An 18,168-nucleotide genomic window follows, 5' to 3' on the forward strand; every position below is an offset into this window, starting at 1 on the left:
CCCCTAGACTGGGGTTACTGACCAACAAACCAGCGCGCAAGCGTTGATCGCAGGAGGAAAAACGTGAGCGAGGCCGACGCCGGCACTGTTGCCAAGGTGGCAGGCAATTTGGGGTTCAAGGACGGGGATCTTGTCCAGGAACTCGGATATGACGACGACGTTGATTATGACCTGCGCGACAGCATTGAGGAACTGATTGGTTCCGAAATGTTTGACGAGGACGATCACGACGTTGTTGACGCTGTCATCTTCTGGTGGCGCGAAAACGACGGCGACCTGGTGGATGCCTTGATGGATTCACTCACCAGCCTTGATGAGGGCGGCGTGGTGTGGATCCTCACGCCCAAGCAGGGTCGCGACGGCTATGTCCCGCCGTCGGACATCCAGGAAGCCGCGCCCACTGCCGGCCTCCACGTGACCACCACCGCCGGCGTGTCCACTGACTGGGCCGCAACCCGCCTGGTTCCGCGCAAGCGCCAATAATGGACGACGGCGGCACCCGCCAGGGATTGGTGCCAGGGGACATTGCTCCCGACTTTTCCCTGCCCAACCAGTTCGGCGAGCCAGTCTCGCTGTCCGGGCTGTTGGGCGGTTCGCGGCCGCCCAGGGGAGTGGCGCTTGTCTTCTACCCCTTCGCGTTCTCCGGCATCTGCACGGGTGAACTGTGCGAGCTGCGGGACAACATCGCCGACTTTGCGGCCGCCGGGGTAACCCTGCTCGCGGTTTCGGTGGACACGAAGTTCACGCTCCGTGCCTATGCCCGGGCCGAAGGCTATGACTTTGACCTGCTGGCCGACTTCTGGCCGCACGGGGAGGTCGCGCAGGCTTACTGCGTCTTTGACCCGGTGAACGGCATGGCCGGGCGCAGCACGTTCCTGATTGGCGCCGACGGGCGCATCGCCGATTCGTTCAGCACCCCCCGGGGTCAGGCGCGGCCGCTTGGGCGGTACCGGCAGGCGCTGGAGCGGCTGTGAACGGCGGTGCCGCCCTGAACGGCGACAAAGTGCGTCCCGGCATCGGCCAGACCGGCTTCCGGCAGGCTGCACCGTCGGCTGCTGCCGGGGAAGGAACGCCTGCGGTGCTTGCCCCGGCCGACGCCGCCGTTCTCGACACGGTGGCAGGCATGCTTCGCGGGCTGCCCGTGGCGCTGCTGACGGGGGCCGGGCTCAGCACCGATTCGGGGATCCCCGACTACCGCGGCCCCAGTGCTGCACCCCGGCAACCACTGACGTACCAGGAGTTCATGGGCGACCCGGACCTGCGCCGGCGGTACTGGGCCCGCAACCACCTTGGCTGGGCTCACATGCAGCGGGCCGAACCCAACTCCGGCCACTATGCGGCCGCCGACCTGGAACGGGCGGGTGTGCTCACCGGAATCATCACCCAAAATGTCGACAGGCTGCACCAGGCGGCCGGGGCCCAAAACGTCGTGGACCTGCACGGCCGATTCGACCAAATTGTGTGCACCGACTGCGGCAACAGCTATTCCAGGGAATTCCTGGCCGTGGTCCTCACGGAGCTGAACCCCGGATTCCTGGAGGCCGTTGAAGCTGCCGGTGGCGTTTCTGCCGCGCCGGACGCCGACGCCGAGCTGGAGAGCGAACTGCTCATCGCCTCCTTCAACGTGGCCAGGTGCCCGCTCTGTGGCGGGCTGCTCAAGCCGGACTTTGTGTTCTTCGGCGAAAACGTGCCCCGCGACAGGGTTGAGCGGTCCTTTCACATGCTTGACCGCGCCGGCGCCCTGGTGGTTGCCGGATCGTCCCTGACCGTCATGAGCGGGCTGCGGTTCGTCAAGAAGGCCGCAAAGGACGGCAAGCCGGTCATCATCATCAACCGCGGTGAAACCCGTGGAGACCCGCAGGCCACGGTGAAACTCGAGGCCGGTGTGGGGGAGTCCCTGGTGCGCCTGGTGGAATTGCTGGCCCCCGAGGCGCCGCAGCCGCGGACAGGCGCAGGCACGCTGTAGTCTCTGAAGTTATGGAAATTGCCAAGGATGTGGGCAGGCGCACGGCGCCCGCGACACTGCAGGACGTGGCCGCCCGGGCCGGTGTGTCCATCAAGACCGTCTCAAACGTGGTCAACGACTACACGCATGTCCGGGCCACCACCCGGGCCAAGGTGCAGGCGGCCATTGACGAGCTGAAGTACCAGCCCAACATGACGGCCAGGAGCCTGCGTTCGGGGCGCACCGGTGTCATCAGCCTTGCGGTTCCCGAACTGAGCCTGAGCTACTTCGCCGAACTGGCCGACGGCGTCATCCGGGCGGCCGAGCGCCACGGCCTGGTGGTGCTCATCGAACAGACGGGCGGCGACCGGGACCGGGAGATTGAGCTGCTCACCAGCACCCGTCTCCACTTGTCCGACGGACTCATTTTCAGCCCCCTGGGCATGGATAGCGACGACGCGCACCACCTTGATGTCCCGTACCCCATGGTGTTGCTGGGTGAGCGCATCTTTGGCGGGCCCGTGGACCACGTGACAATGCGCAACGTGGAGGCTGCCCGGGCGGCCACGGAGTTCCTGATCAGCCGCGGCCGCAAGCGGATCGCCGTCATCGGCGCCCATGAAGGCGAGGTCGTGGGCTCCGCGGCGCTGCGCCTGCAGGGATACCGGGAGGCGCTGGCGGCGGCAGGGCTGCCGTTTGACGAAGCGCTGATAGGTCCGACGGGCTTGTGGCACCGCCACGACGGGCTTGTGGCGATGAAGGCCATGTTGGACAGGGGCGTGGAATTTGATGCCGTCTTTGGGTTGAACGACACCCTGGCGCTCGGTGCCATGCGTGTCTTGCAAGAGGCGCGGTACAAGATCCCCGACGATGTTTTCGTCATGGGCTTCGACGACCTGGACGAGACCCAGTACTCGCTGCCCGCCCTGACCACTGTGGACCCCGGCCGGGCGGAGATCGCGGAAATGGCCGTCAAGGTGCTGCTGGACAGGATTGGCGCCCGGGGCAGCCGGAGCCAGCCTCCGCTACAGCACCTCACCGAATTTGCCATCCGCGAACGCGAGTCCACCGGGTAATTGCAGGCGCGGCCGGCCGATTCGACGACTCCGGCAGTGAGCATCGGCAACCAATTCCCGGCTGATTGCTGCCCTGGGCCGTGCCGTCGTGTGCGGCGCTCGGGATGAGGTCATAAATCGTCATAATTTCCATCGTTGGAAATATGTGACGCAAACCACTTGACGAGGCCTGCGGGGGTGTGAGAAGTTTTTCCAACGTTGTAAACGAGGAATTGCACAATCCATCCATCGAAAGGATCCCGTGATGATGAAGTTACGGTTCAAAACTGGTGTCGTGGCTGCGGCCGCCGCCATGGCGCTGGTGCTTGGCGGTTGCGGGGGAGCCGGCACCGATGCCGGCGGCACCACAACACTTACCTTCATGTTCCGCGGCAACGCGGACGAGAAGGCCGCCTACACCAAGGCCATCGCGGAATTTGAAAAGGCCAATGACGTCAAGGTCAACATGGTGGTCACCACGCCGGATGACTACTCGACAAAGCTCAAGGCGGCCATTGCCGGCAAGAAGGTGCCCGACGTTTTCTATGTTGACCCCGGCAGCGTGCAGGCCTACGTCAAGACCGGTGTCATCAAGGACATGAGCCCCATGCTGGAAGGCGCGGACCCCGTGGACCTGGACAACATCTGGCCCTACGGCGTGGACAGCTACCGCTTTGACGGCAAGCTCATGGGCCAGGGCAGCATCTACGCGCTGCCCAAGGATGTTGGGCCGTTTTCCTTCGGCTACAACAAGACCATGTTTGAAAAGGCGGGGATCCCGCTGCCCAGCAAGGACAAGCCCTATACCTTTGACGAGTTTGTGGCAGTGGCCAAGCAGCTGACCCAGGACACCAACGGCGACGGCAAGCTTGACCAGTGGGGGACGGGACTGAATGTCCAGTGGAACCTGCAGCCCTTCGTCTGGTCCAACGGCGGGGACTGGCTCAACGAAGACCGCACCAAGGTCACGGTGGACACGCCGGAATTTGCCGAGGCGCTCCAGTGGTTCGCCGACCTGCAGAACGTGGCCAAGGTAACCCCGTCCGTCGGCGAGGCCCAGACACTGGACACCTACCAGCGGTGGATGCAGGGACAGATCGGCTTCTTCCCTGTCGGCCCGTGGGATGTGTCCACGTATGAGAAGCTGCCGTTTGACTGGGACTTGATCCCGTACCCGGCAGGGGCCACCGGCAAAACCGCCACCTGGACGGGCACGCTGGGCATCGCCGTCTCCAACTCCACCAAATCACCGGAGCAGGCCGTAGAACTGGCCAAATACCTGAGCACCAACGAAGAGGCTCAGCAGTCCCTGGTGGATGCCGGGGTGCAGATCCCCAACCTGATCGACATGGCTGAGGAGTGGGTCGCCGAATCCACGACCAAGCCGGAGAACAAGCAGGAATTCCTGGACATCGTGCAGGACTACGGCCGGGCGCTTCCCGCCAACAACACCTACAGCGCCGAATGGTACGACGAGCTCTTCAAGAACATCCAGCCGGTCCTGGACGGCAAGAAGACGGCCGCCGAATACCTGAAGGAAGAGCAGCCCAAGATGCAGAAGTACCTGGACCAGGCCAACCAGGCCGCCGGGATCGGCTAAGCACGTGACAACCGTCAACCGCCGGTCTACCTTGCACCGCAGGGAGCAGCGCACGGCGCTGGCCTTTGTGGCACTGCCCGTCATCGGGTTCGCGGTGTTCGCCGTCTTTCCCCTGCTGTTCTCGGTGTATGCCTCATTCACCGAGTGGAACGGCATCTCCGCACCCGTGTTTACCGGGCTCGCCAACTTCCAGGCCATGATGGTTGACCCCTACTTCTGGCAGGCCATGTGGAACACGCTCTTCATGATGATCGGCATCCCCGTCGGCCTGTGCCTTTCCCTCCTGCTGGCGCTGGCCCTCAACCGGAAAATGCGGGGCACCACGTTTTTCCGCACCGTCTATTACGTGCCGGTCATCTCCTCGATCGCAGCCATCGCCATCATGTGGCAGTGGGCGTTCAACGGGGATTTTGGCCTCATCAACCAGGCCCTGGCGCTCATCGGGATCGACGGGCCCAACTGGCTGGCCAACACGGCCACCGTCAAGCCGGCCATCATCATGATGAGCGTGTGGAAGGGGCTGGGCTACTCGATGCTGCTGTACCTGGCGGCCCTGCAGTCAGTGCCGCGGCATCTCTACGAAGCCGCGGCGCTGGACGGGGCAGGGGTGCTGGCGCAGTTCCGCAACGTGACGCTTCCCATGCTGCGCCCCGTCACATTCTTCCTGGTTGTCACCTCGATCATTGGCGGCTCGCAGATCTTCATCGAAATCAACATCATGACGCCCACGGGGGGTCCCGAGTTCGGCTCGGCCTCGATCGTTTGGTACATCTGGCAAAAGGCTTTCAACTACCTGCAGATGGGCTACGCCACCTCCATGTCGCTGGTCCTGGGCCTGATCGTCTTTGCCGTCACCGCCATCCAATTCCGGCTCAACCGCCGCAACCAGTTCTCCATTGACTGAGGGAGGGACCATGAGCATTTCACCAACCACTTCCGCGCCCCCAAACGCAAGCACGGGCCCGGCGGAACGGTCCCTGCCCAGGCTGCCGGACCGCCGTCGGGCATCCGAAAGATCAGGCCGCGACAAGCGCAGGCGCACTGGAAACATTGTGGTGGCCGTCCTGCTGTCGGCGGGTGCCTTCATCATGCTGGCGCCCCTGGCCTGGACCTTTTCCACCTCGCTGAAGACCCACGAGGCAGTCTTTGCGCTGCCGCCGCAGTGGATCCCCGACCCGGCGGTGTGGGAGAACTACATCAGGGTGTGGTCGGCGGGCCCGCTGTGGAGCGGCATCAAGAACAGCCTGATCGTGGCCTGCTCGGTGACGGTCGTGGGCACGGTGGCGTCATCGCTTGCCGCCTTTGCCTTCGCGAAGATGCGCCTGCCGGCCAAGAACGTGATCTTCCTGGCGCTGCTGACCGGGATGATGATCCCGTTCCCGACCATGATGATTCCGCAATTCATGATGTTCGCCTCGATCGGCTGGGTTGACACGTTGTGGCCGCTGATCGTGCCGGGGCTGTTTGGCAACATCGTGATGATCTTCTTCCTCAAGCAGTACCTGGATTCGGTCCCGGACTCCATCATCGAGGCTGCCAAGCTGGATGGCGCGTCCTTCCTGCAGATCTTCGCCAAGCTGATCTTCCCCATCATCAAGCCGGCCATGGCGGCCCAGTTCATCCTGTGGTTCATGGCCGTGTGGAACGACTACCTGGCGCCGATCCTCTACCTGAACTCGCCCGAAAACCAGACCCTGCAGCTGGTCATCGCCAGCTTCAACGCCACCTATGCCACGCAGACCGACTACCCGCTCATCATGGCGGCGTCGTTCATCGCGCTGCTGCCGGTGCTGCTGGTGTTTGTCATCTTCCAACGCCAGATCATCGAATCGGTCGCCTTGACGGGGGCCAAGGGATGAGCACGACGGCGTACGACCCCGCCCAGGTGCGCACCTGGGGAGCCCGGAATGCGCACGACCCCACCGTGGTGCGCGGCGCCGACGGGCATTGGTACATGTTCAGCACCGATGCGGGGGCCGGCGCAGCCGAGTCCGCAGCGCCGGCCGGCGTGCACATGCGCCGCTCGGCGGACCTGATCACTTGGGAATTCACGGGCACGGCCCTGGCCGGCGTCCCCGCCGAGGCTGCGGCCTGGTCGGGGGCGGGCGGCCTGTGGGCGCCGGAAGTGGTGCGCTGGCCCGCGGCCGGCGGCGAGACGCGCTGGCACATGTACTATTCGGCGTCCACTTTCGGCTCAAACACCTCGGCGATCGGGCTGGCCACGGCGCCGGGCCCGGCCGGGCCCTGGACCCACCAGGGCCTGGTGGTCGCCACCCGGGCAGGCACGGACGCACAAAACGCGATCGATGCCGCCGTCACCTTTGACGCCGGCGGCCGGCCCTGGCTGACGTATGGCTCCTTCTTTGCCGGGATCCACACGCTGCAACTGTCCCTCGCCGACGGCATGCCCGAATCACCTGGCGACAAGGGCGTCCTGATCGCCCGGCGCGACGCCTCCGTGGAGGGATCGGTGGAAGGCGCCTGCGTGCTGCACCGTCCGGACACCGGACAGTACATCCTGTTTGCCTCGTACGGTTCCCTCTTCTCCACCTACAACATCCGTGTGGCAGTGGCGGACTCCATCACGGGCCCGTACCGGGATGCGCTGGGAAGTTCCTTGACGGATGCGGCCCTGCCGCCGTGGCGGGCCGGCACCAAGGTGCTGGGCAGCTGGCAGTTCAAGGGCGGGCCCGCCTGGACCGCGCCGGGCCACAACTCGGTACTGGTGGAGGAGGGGCCGGCCGGGCCCGAGTTCTTCATGGTCCACCACGTCCGCTTTGCCGAGACCGCCGCGGATCCGGCCATTGAGCACACGGCCCAGTTGCGGCGCATGTTCTTCACAGCCGACGGCTGGCCCGTGGTCTCGCCCCACACCTTCCACGGTGCGGGCAGCGAAATCCTGCCCGCACCCGAGGCCGTCGCCGGCCGGTGGCGCGCCGTGCAGTTCCGTCCCGAAACTGAGCAGCCGGCCCGGGACGTGGCGGGCACGATCACGGTGGCCTCCGGCCCCGCGGCCATAGCCGGGGAGCCTGTGCAGTGCCGCCTGGTCCTGGCTGTCGACGGCGGTCCGGCTGGGTGTGGCGGCACGGGTGGCACCGGGTCCGGGTCCGGGTCCGGAGCCGGGGTGGAACTGGACGCCGTCGTGTTTGGTTCGTGGGATGACACCCGCGGCGAAACATTGCTGTCCTTCTCCGGCATTGACAGCGACGGCACGGCCTGGTTCGGCAGCAAGGGAGGCAACCATGTATGACCATGAAACCGGCTGGGCCGGACGGGTCATGGGCTGGCTGAGGGCCTTGCTCAATCTTGTCCTGGTGAACTTGCTGTTCGTCGCAGGAACCGCGGCGGGGCTGCTGGTGCTCGGGTTCTTCCCCGCGGCCGTGGCGGCCCAGCACGTGCTGGCGGGCATGCGCGGCGGGTGCCGCGGGCAGCAGGTGGCCCGCGAATTTGCGCAGGAATACCTGGCCCAGTTCCGCCGTGCCAACCTGGTTGGCGCACCCTTCTGGGGAGTGGGGCTGCTGCTGTTCCTGGATGCGGGCGCCCTTGCCTCCGGGCATCTCTCCGGGCCGGGCACCGCCGTGCTGGCCGCACTGCTCCCGGCACTGGGGTTGTACGCCGTGCTGGTCATGCTGGCGTCCGTGACGATTATGGCCGGACGGCGGGATTCCGCGGCTGCCATCTGGCGGTATGCACTGGCGCTGCCCCTGTCCTCGCCGGGCATGAGCACCATGCTTGTCCTGGCCATGGCGGCCCTGGCGCTGGTCCTGGGGCAATGGACCGTGCTCATCCCGCTCGTGGGCGCATCCCTGCCCCTGTTTGCGGCCGGCTGGGTCATTGGGCACCGGCTCGAGGCGCTTGAGGCCGGCACGGCCAAATCCCCGGCCGCGACTGCGCCGGGCCAACCGAAACTGGGCTGAACCGGCCCGGCCACGGCCTGCCCCAGCCAAGAACCATCCATCCAAGAACCTACCCATCCGTGCACGGCACGAACATTGGGAACTCAATGAAAGAGGAAGCAACAGTGACAAAGGCAAGCATCTCCATTGACCGGAATTTGGTCGTGGCACCCATCAACCGGCGCATCTTTGGCTCGTTCGTCGAGCATCTGGGACGGTGCGTCTATGACGGCATTTACGAACCCACCCACGCAACTGCCAACGAGGACGGCTTCCGCACTGACGTCGTCGAGCTTGTCAGGGAACTGGGCACCACCACCATCCGCTACCCCGGCGGCAACTTTGTCTCCGGCTTCCGCTGGGAGGACAGTGTGGGCCCGCGTGAGAACCGGCCCGTCCGCCGCGACCTGGCCTGGCACTCCATCGAAACCAACCAGGTGGGCATGGATGAATTTGCCCGCTGGCTGAAGCTGACGGACTCGGAACTGATGCTCGCCGTCAACCTGGGCACCCGGGGCATCGAGGCTGCACTTGACCTGCTGGAATACACCAACCATCCGTCCGGGACGGCCTTGAGCGACCAGCGCATCAAGAACGGCACGGAGGATCCCCACGATGTGCGGATCTGGTGCCTGGGCAACGAGATGGACGGGCCGTGGCAGACCGGATACATGACGGCCGACGACTACGGCAAGATCGCGGCGCGCACGGCCCAGGCCATGAAGACGGCCGACCGCAACCTGGAACTGGTGGTCTGCGGGTCCTCCGGCTCCTCCATGCCCACCTTCGGCGATTGGGAGCGGACCGTCCTCGAGCACAGCTACGAGCACGTCGACTACATCTCCTGCCACGCCTACTACCAGGAGCGCAACGGCGACCTGGCATCCTACCTGGCGTCCTCGCTGGACATGGAGTACTTCATCAAGACGGTAGTGGCCACGGCCGACCATGTGGGCAACAAGCTGCGCAGCAAGAAGAAGATCCAGCTTTCCTTTGACGAGTGGAACATCTGGTACCTCGACGAGCACAAGGACTCGGACGAGGTCAACGACGAGTGGCGTGAAGCCCCCCGCCAGCTCGAGGACGTCTACTCGGTGGCTGACGCCGTCGTGCTCGGCAACCTGCTGATTACGCTGCTCAAGAACCACGACCGGGTGACCTCCGCGTCCCTGGCGCAGCTGGTCAACGTCATCGCCCCCATCATGACCGAGCCCGGCGGTGCGGCCTGGCGCCAAACCACGTTCTTCCCGTTCTCCGTCACTTCGCGGCTGGCACGCGGCGAGGTGCTGGACCCGCGCATCACAGTGGGCAGCTACGCCACCGAAGCCCATGGCGAGGCGCCACTGGTTGACTCCGTTGCCACGGTCGACGGCGAAGCTGCCGCGGTTTTCCTGGTCAACCGCAGCACCACCGATTCCATCGAGGTCACGATCGACGCCTCAGGGCTCGGTGCCACGGCGATCACGGAGGCGGTGACCCTGCACGACGCCGACGTCTACGCAAAGAACACCCTGGCCGACCAGGAGAGGGTGGGCCTGAAGCCGTTGGAGGGCGCAGTGCTTTCCGGCGGCGTGCTCACGGTGGTCCTGCCGCCGGTGTCCTGGTCCGCCGTCGCACTGGCGTTGTAGCACCATGTCGGGGAACCCCATGAGAAGGGCCATCACACTGATCGCAGCGGCCCTGGCCCTGGCCATGGGGCTCTCCGGCTGCGGTGCGCCCGCAGGGGAAAGTGCGCTCCACGGCGATTTCTACACCCACGACCCCGCCCTTGTGGCAGGTGGTGGCGGGGAGCCGTGGTTCGTTTACTCCACAGGGAACGGGGAGGAGGACGACGGGAACATCCAGATCCGGTCCTCCGTCGACGGGGCAACGTGGGAGCGGGTTGGCCAGGTGTGGGAGACGAAGCCGGCCTGGCTGAAGGAGGCCGTTCCGGGCGTGGACAACCTGTGGGCGCCGGAATTGTATGAACACGGCGGAACCTGGTACCTGTACTACTCGGCGTCGACGTTTGGCAGCAACCGCTCGGTGGTCGCGCTCGCCACGAACACCACGCTCGATCCCTCGGAGCCGGGTTATGAATGGGTGGACCGGGGCCCGGTCATCGCCTCCGAGGGGACGGACTACAACGCCATCGACCCGGGCATCGTGGAGGACGGCGAGGGGACGCCGTGGATGGCCTTCGGGTCCTTCCATTCCGGCATCCGCATCGTCAAGCTGCAGTGGCCCGACGGGTTGCGGGCCGACGGGGCCGAGCCGGCGCTGGTGGCCAGCCGCGGGGACGCCGTGAACGCCATTGAGGCGCCCTACATCCTGGAAAGGGACGGCTGGTTTTACCTGTTTGTCTCCAAGGGGTTCTGCTGCCGGGGACTGGAATCCACGTACAGCATTGCAGCCGGGCGCTCGAAATCAGTGACGGGGCCGTACGTGGATGCCAATGGCGTGGGGCTGCTGGACGACGGCGGCACGCCTGTCATGGAGGGTGCGGGGGACCGGGCAGGACCCGGCGGGCAGTCGGTGTCCGGAGGCATCCTGGCGTTCCACTACTATTCGCAGGCCCTCGACGGCGCTTTCCGGCTGGGGCTTGTCCCGCTGCGCTGGGAGGATGGCTGGCCTGTGCCCGACGAGTGAGCCGGGGGCGGCGGTCCGGCATGCCGGGACCGCCGCCGGTGCAGGTTGGCGGGATGCAGCTGCCCGATTGGCGCAACAGGCAAGCCATCATGTACAGTAGTTTCTCGTTGGTCAGCCCGACAGGCGGAAAGCCTGAAGTGCAGAACAATGAATGGGTCTTTAGCTCAGCTGGTAGAGCGCCACGTTTACACCGTGGATGTCATCGGTTCGATCCCGGTAGGACCCACCCAAGAAGAACCCCGCCCTTCCCGCCACATGGCACGGAACGGCGGGGTTTTTTGTGCAGGCGCCCGGATCCTGCGCAGGAACACGTGAGGGAGCACATGCAGGACATTTCATTTACTGGGGTTAGCGGCCAGAATGTGTGTATGGCCCGGGCGTGTCATCGGCTTCTTCCGCCCCATCCTTGTTGGATTCCGTTCCCGTCTTCGGGGCTGAAGGCTGTGTCGTAGAGGGCTGGCCCGATGGGCTCTTCGATGGTTTTGCTTTGTTTTCTTTGGGGCTGCCAGTGGCTGGGTTTCACGAACGTCCAGGGGTCTTTCGGAGACTCGCTGTGGAGGTAGAGGTACCAGTCAACGGCTCGTTTGGCGTGGTCGTCGGTGAGACCACGGTGATCGCGTAGAAGGTGCTTGAGACCGGCATTGATTCCGCCTTCCAAGGGGCTGGTGGTGCGGTCGATCTTGTGCTCGTTGGTGGCGGCGGTGAGCCAAGTGAACAGGTGCCCATTTTTCAATACCGTGGCCAGTGTTCCGCGGGCCCGACGCAGGCGTAGATGTGTAAACCACCATTGCTGGTTCGTGCCGATATGGGAGGGCCTCTCGCCGTTCTTCTTCGCGTAGGTTCGGGTCTTCAAGAAGGACTCCCAGCGTGCTTCCCAGGAAGCGAATTCCCCGGCCCAGACAGCGGCTTGGTCAAGGTCTTGGATCGGTGTCAGGGCCTTGGCTAGTGCCAGTAATTCCTTGCCGGCATCGAGGTTTGGGCGCATCGTGAGGTGTGTTCGAATGTTCTGCTGGATATGAAAAAGACACCGTTGCACCTTCGTCTCTGGCCAGTGCTCGCGCAGCGCACTTTCCAGGCCTTTGTGCCCGTCAACGATCGCGACCGCAGGTGCCGGGATTTGTTGCAGCAGGGCAGACCAGGACGCATTCTTTTCTCTGTCGCACCACTGCCAGGCGATGACGTGGTTGCCGGTGTAGGCGACCAGCACGCACCAGTCGTTGAAGTACGTTCCGTCAAGCATGATCTGGGGGTGTATTTCGCCGCTCACGACGGCTGTAGGGGGCACCGTCCAGCACCAGGCACTCTGACGCCTAAAGGTGCGTGCGGAGCCTGCATGGGCTTCCTGACGGTCCTTGCCGGTGATCCAGGACAGGAACGCTGTGAACTCTGCTTTCTTGCTGACATCGACACGTGACTGGGTGCTGGAAGCACCACAGGACTTGCACCGCCACCTAGTTCTTCCCGCGCTGGTCTTGCCATTCTTTACGAGCTTCTTAGTACATACACCACACCTGGGGTGATTCTTGGGAACTGTCACCGTACATGCTTTCAAAGCATGTACAGGGCCCTGCATCCCATATGATTACTGGCCAAAAGCCACTTTTCATACACACATTCTGGCCGCTAACCCATTTACTGCGATCGACTTTGAAACCGCCAACAACTTCCGGGCCTCGGCCTGCGCCGTGGGCATGACCAAGGTGCGGGCCGGCGTGGTGGTTGAGCAAGTGTCCTGGCTCATGAAGCCGCTGCCCGGCTTTGACGACTTCCACCCCGTCAACGTGGGCATCCACGGCATTACAGCCGCCCAGGTGCGGAACATGCCGGATTGGCGGGGCATCCACGGGCCCATGCTGGACTTCATTGGCGCCGACGCGCTGGTGGGCCACAACGTCAGCTTTGAGAAGTCGGTGATTTCCAAGGCGAACGAGGCCTGCGGGCTTCCCGCCCCGGCCTTTGACTTCCACTGCACCTTGAACCTGGCCAGGCAGCACCTGGTGCTGGACCACTACACGTTGTCGGACGTTGTGGGTGCGCTGGCGCTTCCGGCCTTTAACCACCACGACGCCGGCGACGACGCGCGCGCCAGCGCGTTGATTGCCATTGAACTCGCCAGGCGCAACGGTGCCTCAAGTCTGGGCGCCTTGTGGCCCGGCGAATCAAGGCCGCGGGTGCCCGCCTATTACTCTCCGGGCTACACGCGCAAGGTGTCGGAACTGCCGAAAGCCAACCCGGATGCGAACCCTTACGGTCCGCTCTTTGGCCAGACCATTGTGTTCAGCGGGGACCTGGCTGCCATGCCGCGTGCGGACGCCCAGGACGCTGCGGCGGCCAAGGGTGCGGTGATCGCCAACGGCGCCACCAAAAAGGTCACGCTGGTGGTCAGTGCGGATGCCGGGGGATCAGGCCGGCAGAGCGCCAAGGTCAGGCGCGCCCATGAGCTGGCCGCGGCGGGCCAGGACATCAAGGTCATCAGCGAGCTGCAGTTCCTGCGCCTGCTGGCCTTCAAGTAGCCGCCGCCAGTCGGCCCGCGACACAGTCCGCGACGGCGCGGCCTGTGGGCACGCCCCTCCCGAAGGTGACATCCACGGTGTATATGTGGAGCTCTTCCAGGCGCCCCGCCGTGGGCCATCCCATGTGCGGTGGCAGCCGGGGAGCAATGTCGGACCCCTCCCGTAGCGTTCCCTGCATGAGATTGCCGGGGGAAGAAGTGCTGGTGGAAACCACGGATGAGGGCGTGCCTGTCAGGGTGCACCGCAATGGCAGGCTGTGGACGGTGGGGGCGGAGCCGATGCGCTGGTATGAGCGCACGCCCTGGTGGGAGTACATGCAGCGGATGCCCAAAGGGCAGGGCCGCGTGGATGTCCAGGTGTGGCGGGTGCAGGCGCGGCTGGGGCAGAACATGCGCAGCGATCTCGTCACCATGGACCTGGAGTGCGAGCTCGAGGGAGGCCGGTGGCGCATGAGGGAGGGTTAAACTGAAAGGTTCCCCGCCACAGCTATTGGGGGACGCTGTGGTGGGGAACCAGTAATAAAAATATAACTGGTCGAGAGCCACAATGCAAACTGACACTCAACATTTCCAGATTATTAACAGCTGGCTGTCAGCGGGCGCTCAACTTGGCGCCTGCGGCCGTGTGAAGTGCCGGCCCGGCACGGCACCAGACGCCGTGATACCGTGGGGCGGTTGCCCTTGGCGTGCCATTGAGGCCTTAAATTGGAGGACCTCCCACTGTGGCTATTGGGGGACGCCACAGTGGAAGGTCTGAGAAGAAATATACAGTCTCCGGGGCCAAATCACAACACGGGACGTTCTACGTTCACCTGAACAGTATGATGAATGATGTCCACTGCAATGTACAGTTTTTTGGCCTGCAGAACGCCGCCCGGGGCCGGTCCCGGTGCCTTCAATGTTGAGGAAAACGAAAACACGTGAGCAATATTCTTGCCGAGCCCGTCAAGGGCAATGAGGCGCGGGGTCACGGTTCTCCCGCCCCGGCCGTCACCCGTGCCGCGGCCGTGCTGGACGCGCTGGCCGGCTGTGAAACGGGGCGGCTGACGCTCAGCGACCTGGCCCGGGAGCTGGGCATCCCCAAGTCCTCGACCTCAAACCTGCTGCAGGCCCTCGAGGACGCAGAGCTGATTACCCGGGTCGGGTCCGACTATGCCCTGGGCGTTCGGCTGGTGGAGCTCGGTGCCGCATACCTCAGCCGCCGCGACGAAGTGCGGGAGTTCTACCGTTTCTGCGAGGCCGCACCTGTGCTCAAGGGCGAGACGGTGCGCATCGCCATGCTTGACGGCGGAAACGTCATCTACCTGGCCCGCTATGAAGGCCACCCGGCCGTCCGGTTGACCTCAAACATCGGCGACAAGATGCCGGTCTCCCTGTGCGCGGTGGGCAAGGTGCTGGTGGCGAAGCTGCACGACCATGACCTGGACCAGCAGTTTCCCGACGAATCCCCCCTGCCCGTCCTGACGCCCAATTCGCTGCGGACGGGGCGTGAGCTGAAGGAGCAAATCGGCGCCATCCGCCAGCAGGGCTATGCGTTTGAGGACGAGGAGTCGACCCTGGGCGTGGTCAGCCTGGCGGTGGCCGTGCCAACGCGCGGCTCGCACGGCCCCAGCCTGGGCGTTTCCGTCACGGCGCTCAAGGCGACGTTTTCGGACGGCCAGCGGGATGCCATGGTGGCCGAGCTGACCGAACTGACCAAAATGCTGGGAAATCCCATGGGCTAGTGACGTGGGCAATACTTTACCTTGGCCATGTGTTCATTATGTTGCACGCTGTTCACCATAGTGATCGGCCTTATGGTCGTTGTCGCCTGCCCGGGCCAATGGTGGTCCGGCACGTTTCAAGGGAGATTCAGTGACTGCACGGCCATTAAGCCCCAAAAACCCAACCGTGAATTCCGACGCCGACAAGGTGGATCCGGACCAGCTTCGCCGGGCCACACTGGCCAGTTCGGTCGGCTCTGCGCTGGAGTACTACGACTTTTACATATACGGCCTGGCCTCTGCCTTGATCTTTGGCCCGCTCTTCTTCGCCCCGCTCGGCGACACAGGTGCGTTGATCGCCTCCTTCGCCACGTACGGCGTCGGCTTCGCCGCCCGCCCCTTCGGCGGACTCATCTTTGGCTACATCGGCGACCGCTTCGGCCGCAAGCAGGTCCTGCTGCTCACCATTGGCCTCATGGGTGGTGCGTCCTTCGCCATCGGCCTGCTGCCCACCTACGAGCAGGCAGGCATGGTGGGAGCCATCCTCCTGGTGACCATGCGCATCGTGCAGGGCCTGGGCGCCGGCGCCGAACAGGCCGGCGCTACAACCCTGATCTCCGAGGTGGCCCCGCGCAAGCGACGCGGCTTCTTCGCCGCGCTGCCCTTCGTGGGCATCCAGGTGGGCACGCTGCTGGGTGCCGGAACCTTCGCGCTGCTTGGCATGGCCAACCCCGAGGTCCTGGAAGGCTGGCTGTGGCGCGTTCCGTTCCTGGCCAGCATCCTGCTGATCGGCGTCGCCGTGTACATCCGCCTCAAGCTCAAGGAAACCCCTGTCTTCCAGGAACTGGAGAAGCACAAGAACGTCACCAAGAACCCGCTGGGCTCGCTGTGGCGCACCTCCAAGAAGAACGTGCTGATCGGCATCGGCCTGCGCATGGGTGAAAACGGCAACTCCAGCATCTACTCCACCCTCCTGGTTGGCTTCATGGCCGCCAAGGGCGGCGTGTTTGAAGGGGACAAGTTCATCGGCCCCGTGGGCCTGCTGATCGCGGCAGGATTCGCCGCCGTCATGGTCATCACCTTCGGTGCCATCTCCGACCGCATTGGCCGCGTCAAGGTCTACCGCTACGGCGCACTCTTCCAGCTGCTCTTCGCCTTCCCTGCGTTCTACCTCATCACCCTGGGCCATGTCTGGCTCGTCTGGGCGGTCATGGTGGTGGGCATCTCCATCGGCGTGCAGTCCATGCTTGGCCCGCAGTGCGCCATGCTCCCCGAGCTCTTCGGCTCAACCCACCGCTTCACCGGCGTCGCCATGAGCCGCGAAATCTCGGCCGTGTTCGCCGGCGGCATTGCGCCGATTGTTGGTGTGGCCCTGTTGGCTGCCACGAACCACTCCTGGCTGGTGTTGGCCGTGTACTCCGCGGTGCTTGCAGGCATCTCCTTCTTCACCACGTTCGTCACTCCCGAAACCGTGGGCCGCGACCTCAACCTGGTTGAGGACGCCTCCTAACCCTTCGAAACACCCCGGCGGCGCCTGCTTCGGCAGGCGCCGCACCCGCTTAACGGCCTTGATGTTCGACGGCGGGGCGTGCCTTGCGCCGGAAGCGCACCGAGCGCCGGGGTGCTTCATGCGGCATCGACGGGAGAGGCGGCCCGCCCCGGGTGGTGCGCATCGCCGTCGCCCATTCCCGGGGGCCGCAAAAAGGGTGAGGGCACACAAAAGGGGAGCCGCCCGATGGCAGCTCCCCTATGCCGGAATTGTCAGTAGAAGTGGACCGTGTCTACCTCGTGCAGCAGCGGGGTGCCGGCCTGAAAGCGCTTCAGGTTCTCCATGAAGCGCTCGGCGATAAGGCGGTTCTCGGCCTGGCTGAGGGCCGAGGTGTGCGGAGAGACCATGACGCGCGGGTGCTCCCACAGCGGGCTGGCCTCCGGCAGCGGCTCCACGGCGAACACGTCCAGGCAGGCGTAGGACACCTGGCCGTTGTTGAGCGCCTCGAACAGCGCGTCCTCGTCGATGACCGTGCCGCGGCCCACGTTGACCACGATGGTTCCCGGCTTCATGGCGGCGAAGATCTCGGCGTTGATCATCTTTTCCGTGTACGGGGTGCCGGGGAGGGTGTTGATGAGGATGTCGGCCGAGGCGACGAGGCCGGGCAGCCCTGCCGTGTCGGTGACGGTGTCGATGCCGTCGATGGGCTCCACGGTGCGCTTGGTGCCGCTGACGTTCATGCCCAGGGCGCGGGCCAGGCGGGCGGTTTCGAGGCCGATCTCGCCCAGGCCCGTGATGACCACATTGGAGCCGCTCGCGAGGCGGGTGGGGGTTCGCAGCTCGGGCCAGTGCTTGGCGGCCTGGTCTGCGGCGAGCTCGGCGGTGCGCTTGAGGCCGTTGAGCGCGCCCATCATGGCGAATTCAGCCAGCGGCAGGCTGTGCACGCCTGCCGAGCTGGTGACCTTGATGCGGGAGAGGGCCTCTTCCGGCAGCTGCGCCGCCTTGACGGCCCCGCCGGCACCGGCGGCCATGGCCTGGATCCACTGGAGCTTTTCGCTGGAGGCAATTTTGGCCAGGCCGGCCGGGCTTTCGTTGGGGAAGCCGTACAGGACGTCTGCACTGCGGAGCATCTCCCAGTAGCGCGCCTCCTGCTCTTCGGTTCGCTTGAAGGCAGGGTCGCCTGCATGGTCGGCAGGGAAGCGCTCCTGGGGGAGCAGCTCGGGTTCGTATATGACTGTGACGGCCGGGTTGGCGGCGCGGATGGCCTCCACATGCTCGGCTTCGAGGGGGACTGCAATCGCGACGGTGAGATTATTTGAGGTCATAGTGTTCATCATACT

Annotated in this window: 17 protein-coding genes and 1 tRNA gene; 16 read left to right on the forward strand and 2 right to left on the reverse strand. The window is 64.8% G+C overall.

The window, feature by feature from the left end; genetic code table 11:
• Nucleotides 1–63: 63 nt before the first annotated feature.
• From JOF48_RS14745 to JOF48_RS14800, 12 genes are all read left to right on the forward strand, one after another.
• Complete coding sequence (locus JOF48_RS14745; RefSeq protein WP_209681853.1) at nucleotides 64–483, forward strand: DUF3052 domain-containing protein; 420 nt, start codon at nucleotides 64–66, stop codon at nucleotides 481–483.
• Nucleotides 483–974 carry a peroxiredoxin gene (locus JOF48_RS14750; protein WP_209681855.1) on the forward strand — a complete coding sequence of 164 codons (492 nt, stop codon included), beginning with the start codon at nucleotides 483–485 and terminating at the stop codon, nucleotides 972–974. Before JOF48_RS14745 ends, JOF48_RS14750 begins: the two co-directional genes overlap by 1 nt.
• The gene (locus tag JOF48_RS14755; RefSeq protein WP_342591255.1) at nucleotides 971–1,966 is read left to right on the forward strand and encodes an NAD-dependent protein deacetylase; all 996 of its coding nucleotides are present in this window, start codon (nucleotides 971–973) and stop codon (nucleotides 1,964–1,966) included. Before JOF48_RS14750 ends, JOF48_RS14755 begins: the two co-directional genes overlap by 4 nt.
• 11 nt (nucleotides 1,967–1,977) lie before the next feature.
• Nucleotides 1,978–3,021, forward strand: coding sequence for a LacI family DNA-binding transcriptional regulator (locus JOF48_RS14760; protein ID WP_209681857.1), 1,044 nt, complete (start codon nucleotides 1,978–1,980; stop codon nucleotides 3,019–3,021).
• A gap of 244 nt (nucleotides 3,022–3,265) precedes the next feature.
• The gene (locus JOF48_RS14765; RefSeq protein WP_209681859.1) at nucleotides 3,266–4,600 is read left to right on the forward strand and encodes an ABC transporter substrate-binding protein; all 1,335 of its coding nucleotides are present in this window, start codon (nucleotides 3,266–3,268) and stop codon (nucleotides 4,598–4,600) included.
• A gap of 4 nt (nucleotides 4,601–4,604) precedes the next feature.
• Nucleotides 4,605–5,504, forward strand: a complete 900-nt coding sequence (locus tag JOF48_RS14770) for a carbohydrate ABC transporter permease (RefSeq protein WP_209681861.1) — start codon at nucleotides 4,605–4,607, stop codon at nucleotides 5,502–5,504.
• Nucleotides 5,505–5,514: 10 nt separating this feature from the next.
• Nucleotides 5,515–6,459 carry a carbohydrate ABC transporter permease gene (locus JOF48_RS14775; protein ID WP_209681863.1) on the forward strand — a complete coding sequence of 315 codons (945 nt, stop codon included), beginning with the start codon at nucleotides 5,515–5,517 and terminating at the stop codon, nucleotides 6,457–6,459.
• Nucleotides 6,456–7,850: an arabinan endo-1,5-alpha-L-arabinosidase gene (locus JOF48_RS14780; protein WP_209681864.1), complete on the forward strand. Its 1,395-nt coding sequence runs from the start codon at nucleotides 6,456–6,458 to the stop codon at nucleotides 7,848–7,850. Before JOF48_RS14775 ends, JOF48_RS14780 begins: the two co-directional genes overlap by 4 nt.
• Nucleotides 7,843–8,517 carry a DUF624 domain-containing protein gene (locus JOF48_RS14785; RefSeq protein WP_209681866.1) on the forward strand — a complete coding sequence of 225 codons (675 nt, stop codon included), beginning with the start codon at nucleotides 7,843–7,845 and terminating at the stop codon, nucleotides 8,515–8,517. The genes JOF48_RS14780 and JOF48_RS14785 overlap by 8 nt, the downstream gene beginning before the upstream one ends.
• A gap of 86 nt (nucleotides 8,518–8,603) precedes the next feature.
• Entirely contained in the window at nucleotides 8,604–10,124 is a 1,521-nt protein-coding gene (gene arfA, locus JOF48_RS14790; protein ID WP_425353723.1) for an arabinosylfuranosidase ArfA, read from the forward strand.
• 19 nt (nucleotides 10,125–10,143) lie between these two features.
• Nucleotides 10,144–11,124, forward strand: coding sequence for an arabinan endo-1,5-alpha-L-arabinosidase (locus JOF48_RS14795; protein ID WP_209681868.1), 981 nt, complete (start codon nucleotides 10,144–10,146; stop codon nucleotides 11,122–11,124).
• Between the two features lie 153 nt (nucleotides 11,125–11,277).
• Nucleotides 11,278–11,350 (forward strand) — tRNA-Val (locus JOF48_RS14800).
• 156 nt (nucleotides 11,351–11,506) lie between these two features.
• Here the strand turns inward: JOF48_RS14800 and JOF48_RS14805 are convergent.
• Nucleotides 11,507–12,661 (reverse strand): IS1249 family transposase, encoded by a 1,155-nt coding sequence (locus JOF48_RS14805; RefSeq protein ID WP_209681872.1) that lies wholly within the window; start codon nucleotides 12,659–12,661, stop codon nucleotides 11,507–11,509.
• Between JOF48_RS14805 and JOF48_RS14810 the strand changes: the two genes are divergently transcribed.
• From JOF48_RS14810 to JOF48_RS14825, 4 genes are all read left to right on the forward strand, one after another.
• A complete protein-coding gene (locus JOF48_RS14810) occupies nucleotides 12,648–13,637 on the forward strand; it encodes an exonuclease domain-containing protein (protein WP_209681873.1) in 990 nt (329 codons plus the stop codon). The two genes, JOF48_RS14805 and JOF48_RS14810, sit on opposite strands and share 14 nt — an antisense overlap.
• Nucleotides 13,638–13,813: 176 nt before the next feature.
• Nucleotides 13,814–14,101 (forward strand): hypothetical protein, encoded by a 288-nt coding sequence (locus tag JOF48_RS14815; RefSeq protein ID WP_245346557.1) that lies wholly within the window; start codon nucleotides 13,814–13,816, stop codon nucleotides 14,099–14,101.
• Nucleotides 14,102–14,565: 464 nt separating this feature from the next.
• Nucleotides 14,566–15,360 (forward strand): IclR family transcriptional regulator, encoded by a 795-nt coding sequence (locus JOF48_RS20050; RefSeq protein ID WP_209684594.1) that lies wholly within the window; start codon nucleotides 14,566–14,568, stop codon nucleotides 15,358–15,360.
• 166 nt (nucleotides 15,361–15,526) lie between these two features.
• Nucleotides 15,527–16,849, forward strand: a complete 1,323-nt coding sequence (locus JOF48_RS14825; RefSeq protein ID WP_209681874.1) for an MFS transporter — start codon at nucleotides 15,527–15,529, stop codon at nucleotides 16,847–16,849.
• A gap of 251 nt (nucleotides 16,850–17,100) precedes the next feature.
• On the opposite strand, the gene JOF48_RS14830 is transcribed toward JOF48_RS14825, so the two are convergent.
• Entirely contained in the window at nucleotides 17,101–18,165 is a 1,065-nt protein-coding gene (locus tag JOF48_RS14830; RefSeq protein ID WP_209681875.1) for a D-2-hydroxyacid dehydrogenase, read from the reverse strand.
• Nucleotides 18,166–18,168 lie beyond the last annotated feature (3 nt).

This window comes from Arthrobacter stackebrandtii (genome assembly GCF_017876675.1).
GTDB lineage: Bacteria > Actinomycetota > Actinomycetes > Actinomycetales > Micrococcaceae > Specibacter > Specibacter stackebrandtii.

Bases quoted from the DNA above. Each gene is read 5' to 3' on its own strand.
- JOF48_RS14750 (WP_209681855.1), top strand. From the start codon at position 483: ATGGACGACGGCGGCACCCGCCAGGGATTGGTGCCAGGGGACATTGCT.
- JOF48_RS14760 (WP_209681857.1), top strand. From the start codon at position 1,978: ATGGAAATTGCCAAGGATGTGGGCAGGCGCACGGCGCCCGCGACACTG.
- JOF48_RS14765 (WP_209681859.1), top strand. From the start codon at position 3,266: ATGATGAAGTTACGGTTCAAAACTGGTGTCGTGGCTGCGGCCGCCGCC.
- JOF48_RS14775 (WP_209681863.1), top strand. From the start codon at position 5,515: ATGAGCATTTCACCAACCACTTCCGCGCCCCCAAACGCAAGCACGGGC.
- JOF48_RS14780 (WP_209681864.1), top strand. From the start codon at position 6,456: ATGAGCACGACGGCGTACGACCCCGCCCAGGTGCGCACCTGGGGAGCC.
- JOF48_RS14785 (WP_209681866.1), top strand. From the start codon at position 7,843: ATGTATGACCATGAAACCGGCTGGGCCGGACGGGTCATGGGCTGGCTG.
- arfA (WP_425353723.1), top strand. From the start codon at position 8,604: ATGAAAGAGGAAGCAACAGTGACAAAGGCAAGCATCTCCATTGACCGG.
- JOF48_RS14795 (WP_209681868.1), top strand. From the start codon at position 10,144: ATGAGAAGGGCCATCACACTGATCGCAGCGGCCCTGGCCCTGGCCATG.
- JOF48_RS14815 (WP_245346557.1), top strand. From the start codon at position 13,814: ATGAGATTGCCGGGGGAAGAAGTGCTGGTGGAAACCACGGATGAGGGC.
- JOF48_RS14830 (WP_209681875.1), bottom strand. From the start codon at position 18,165: ATGATGAACACTATGACCTCAAATAATCTCACCGTCGCGATTGCAGTC.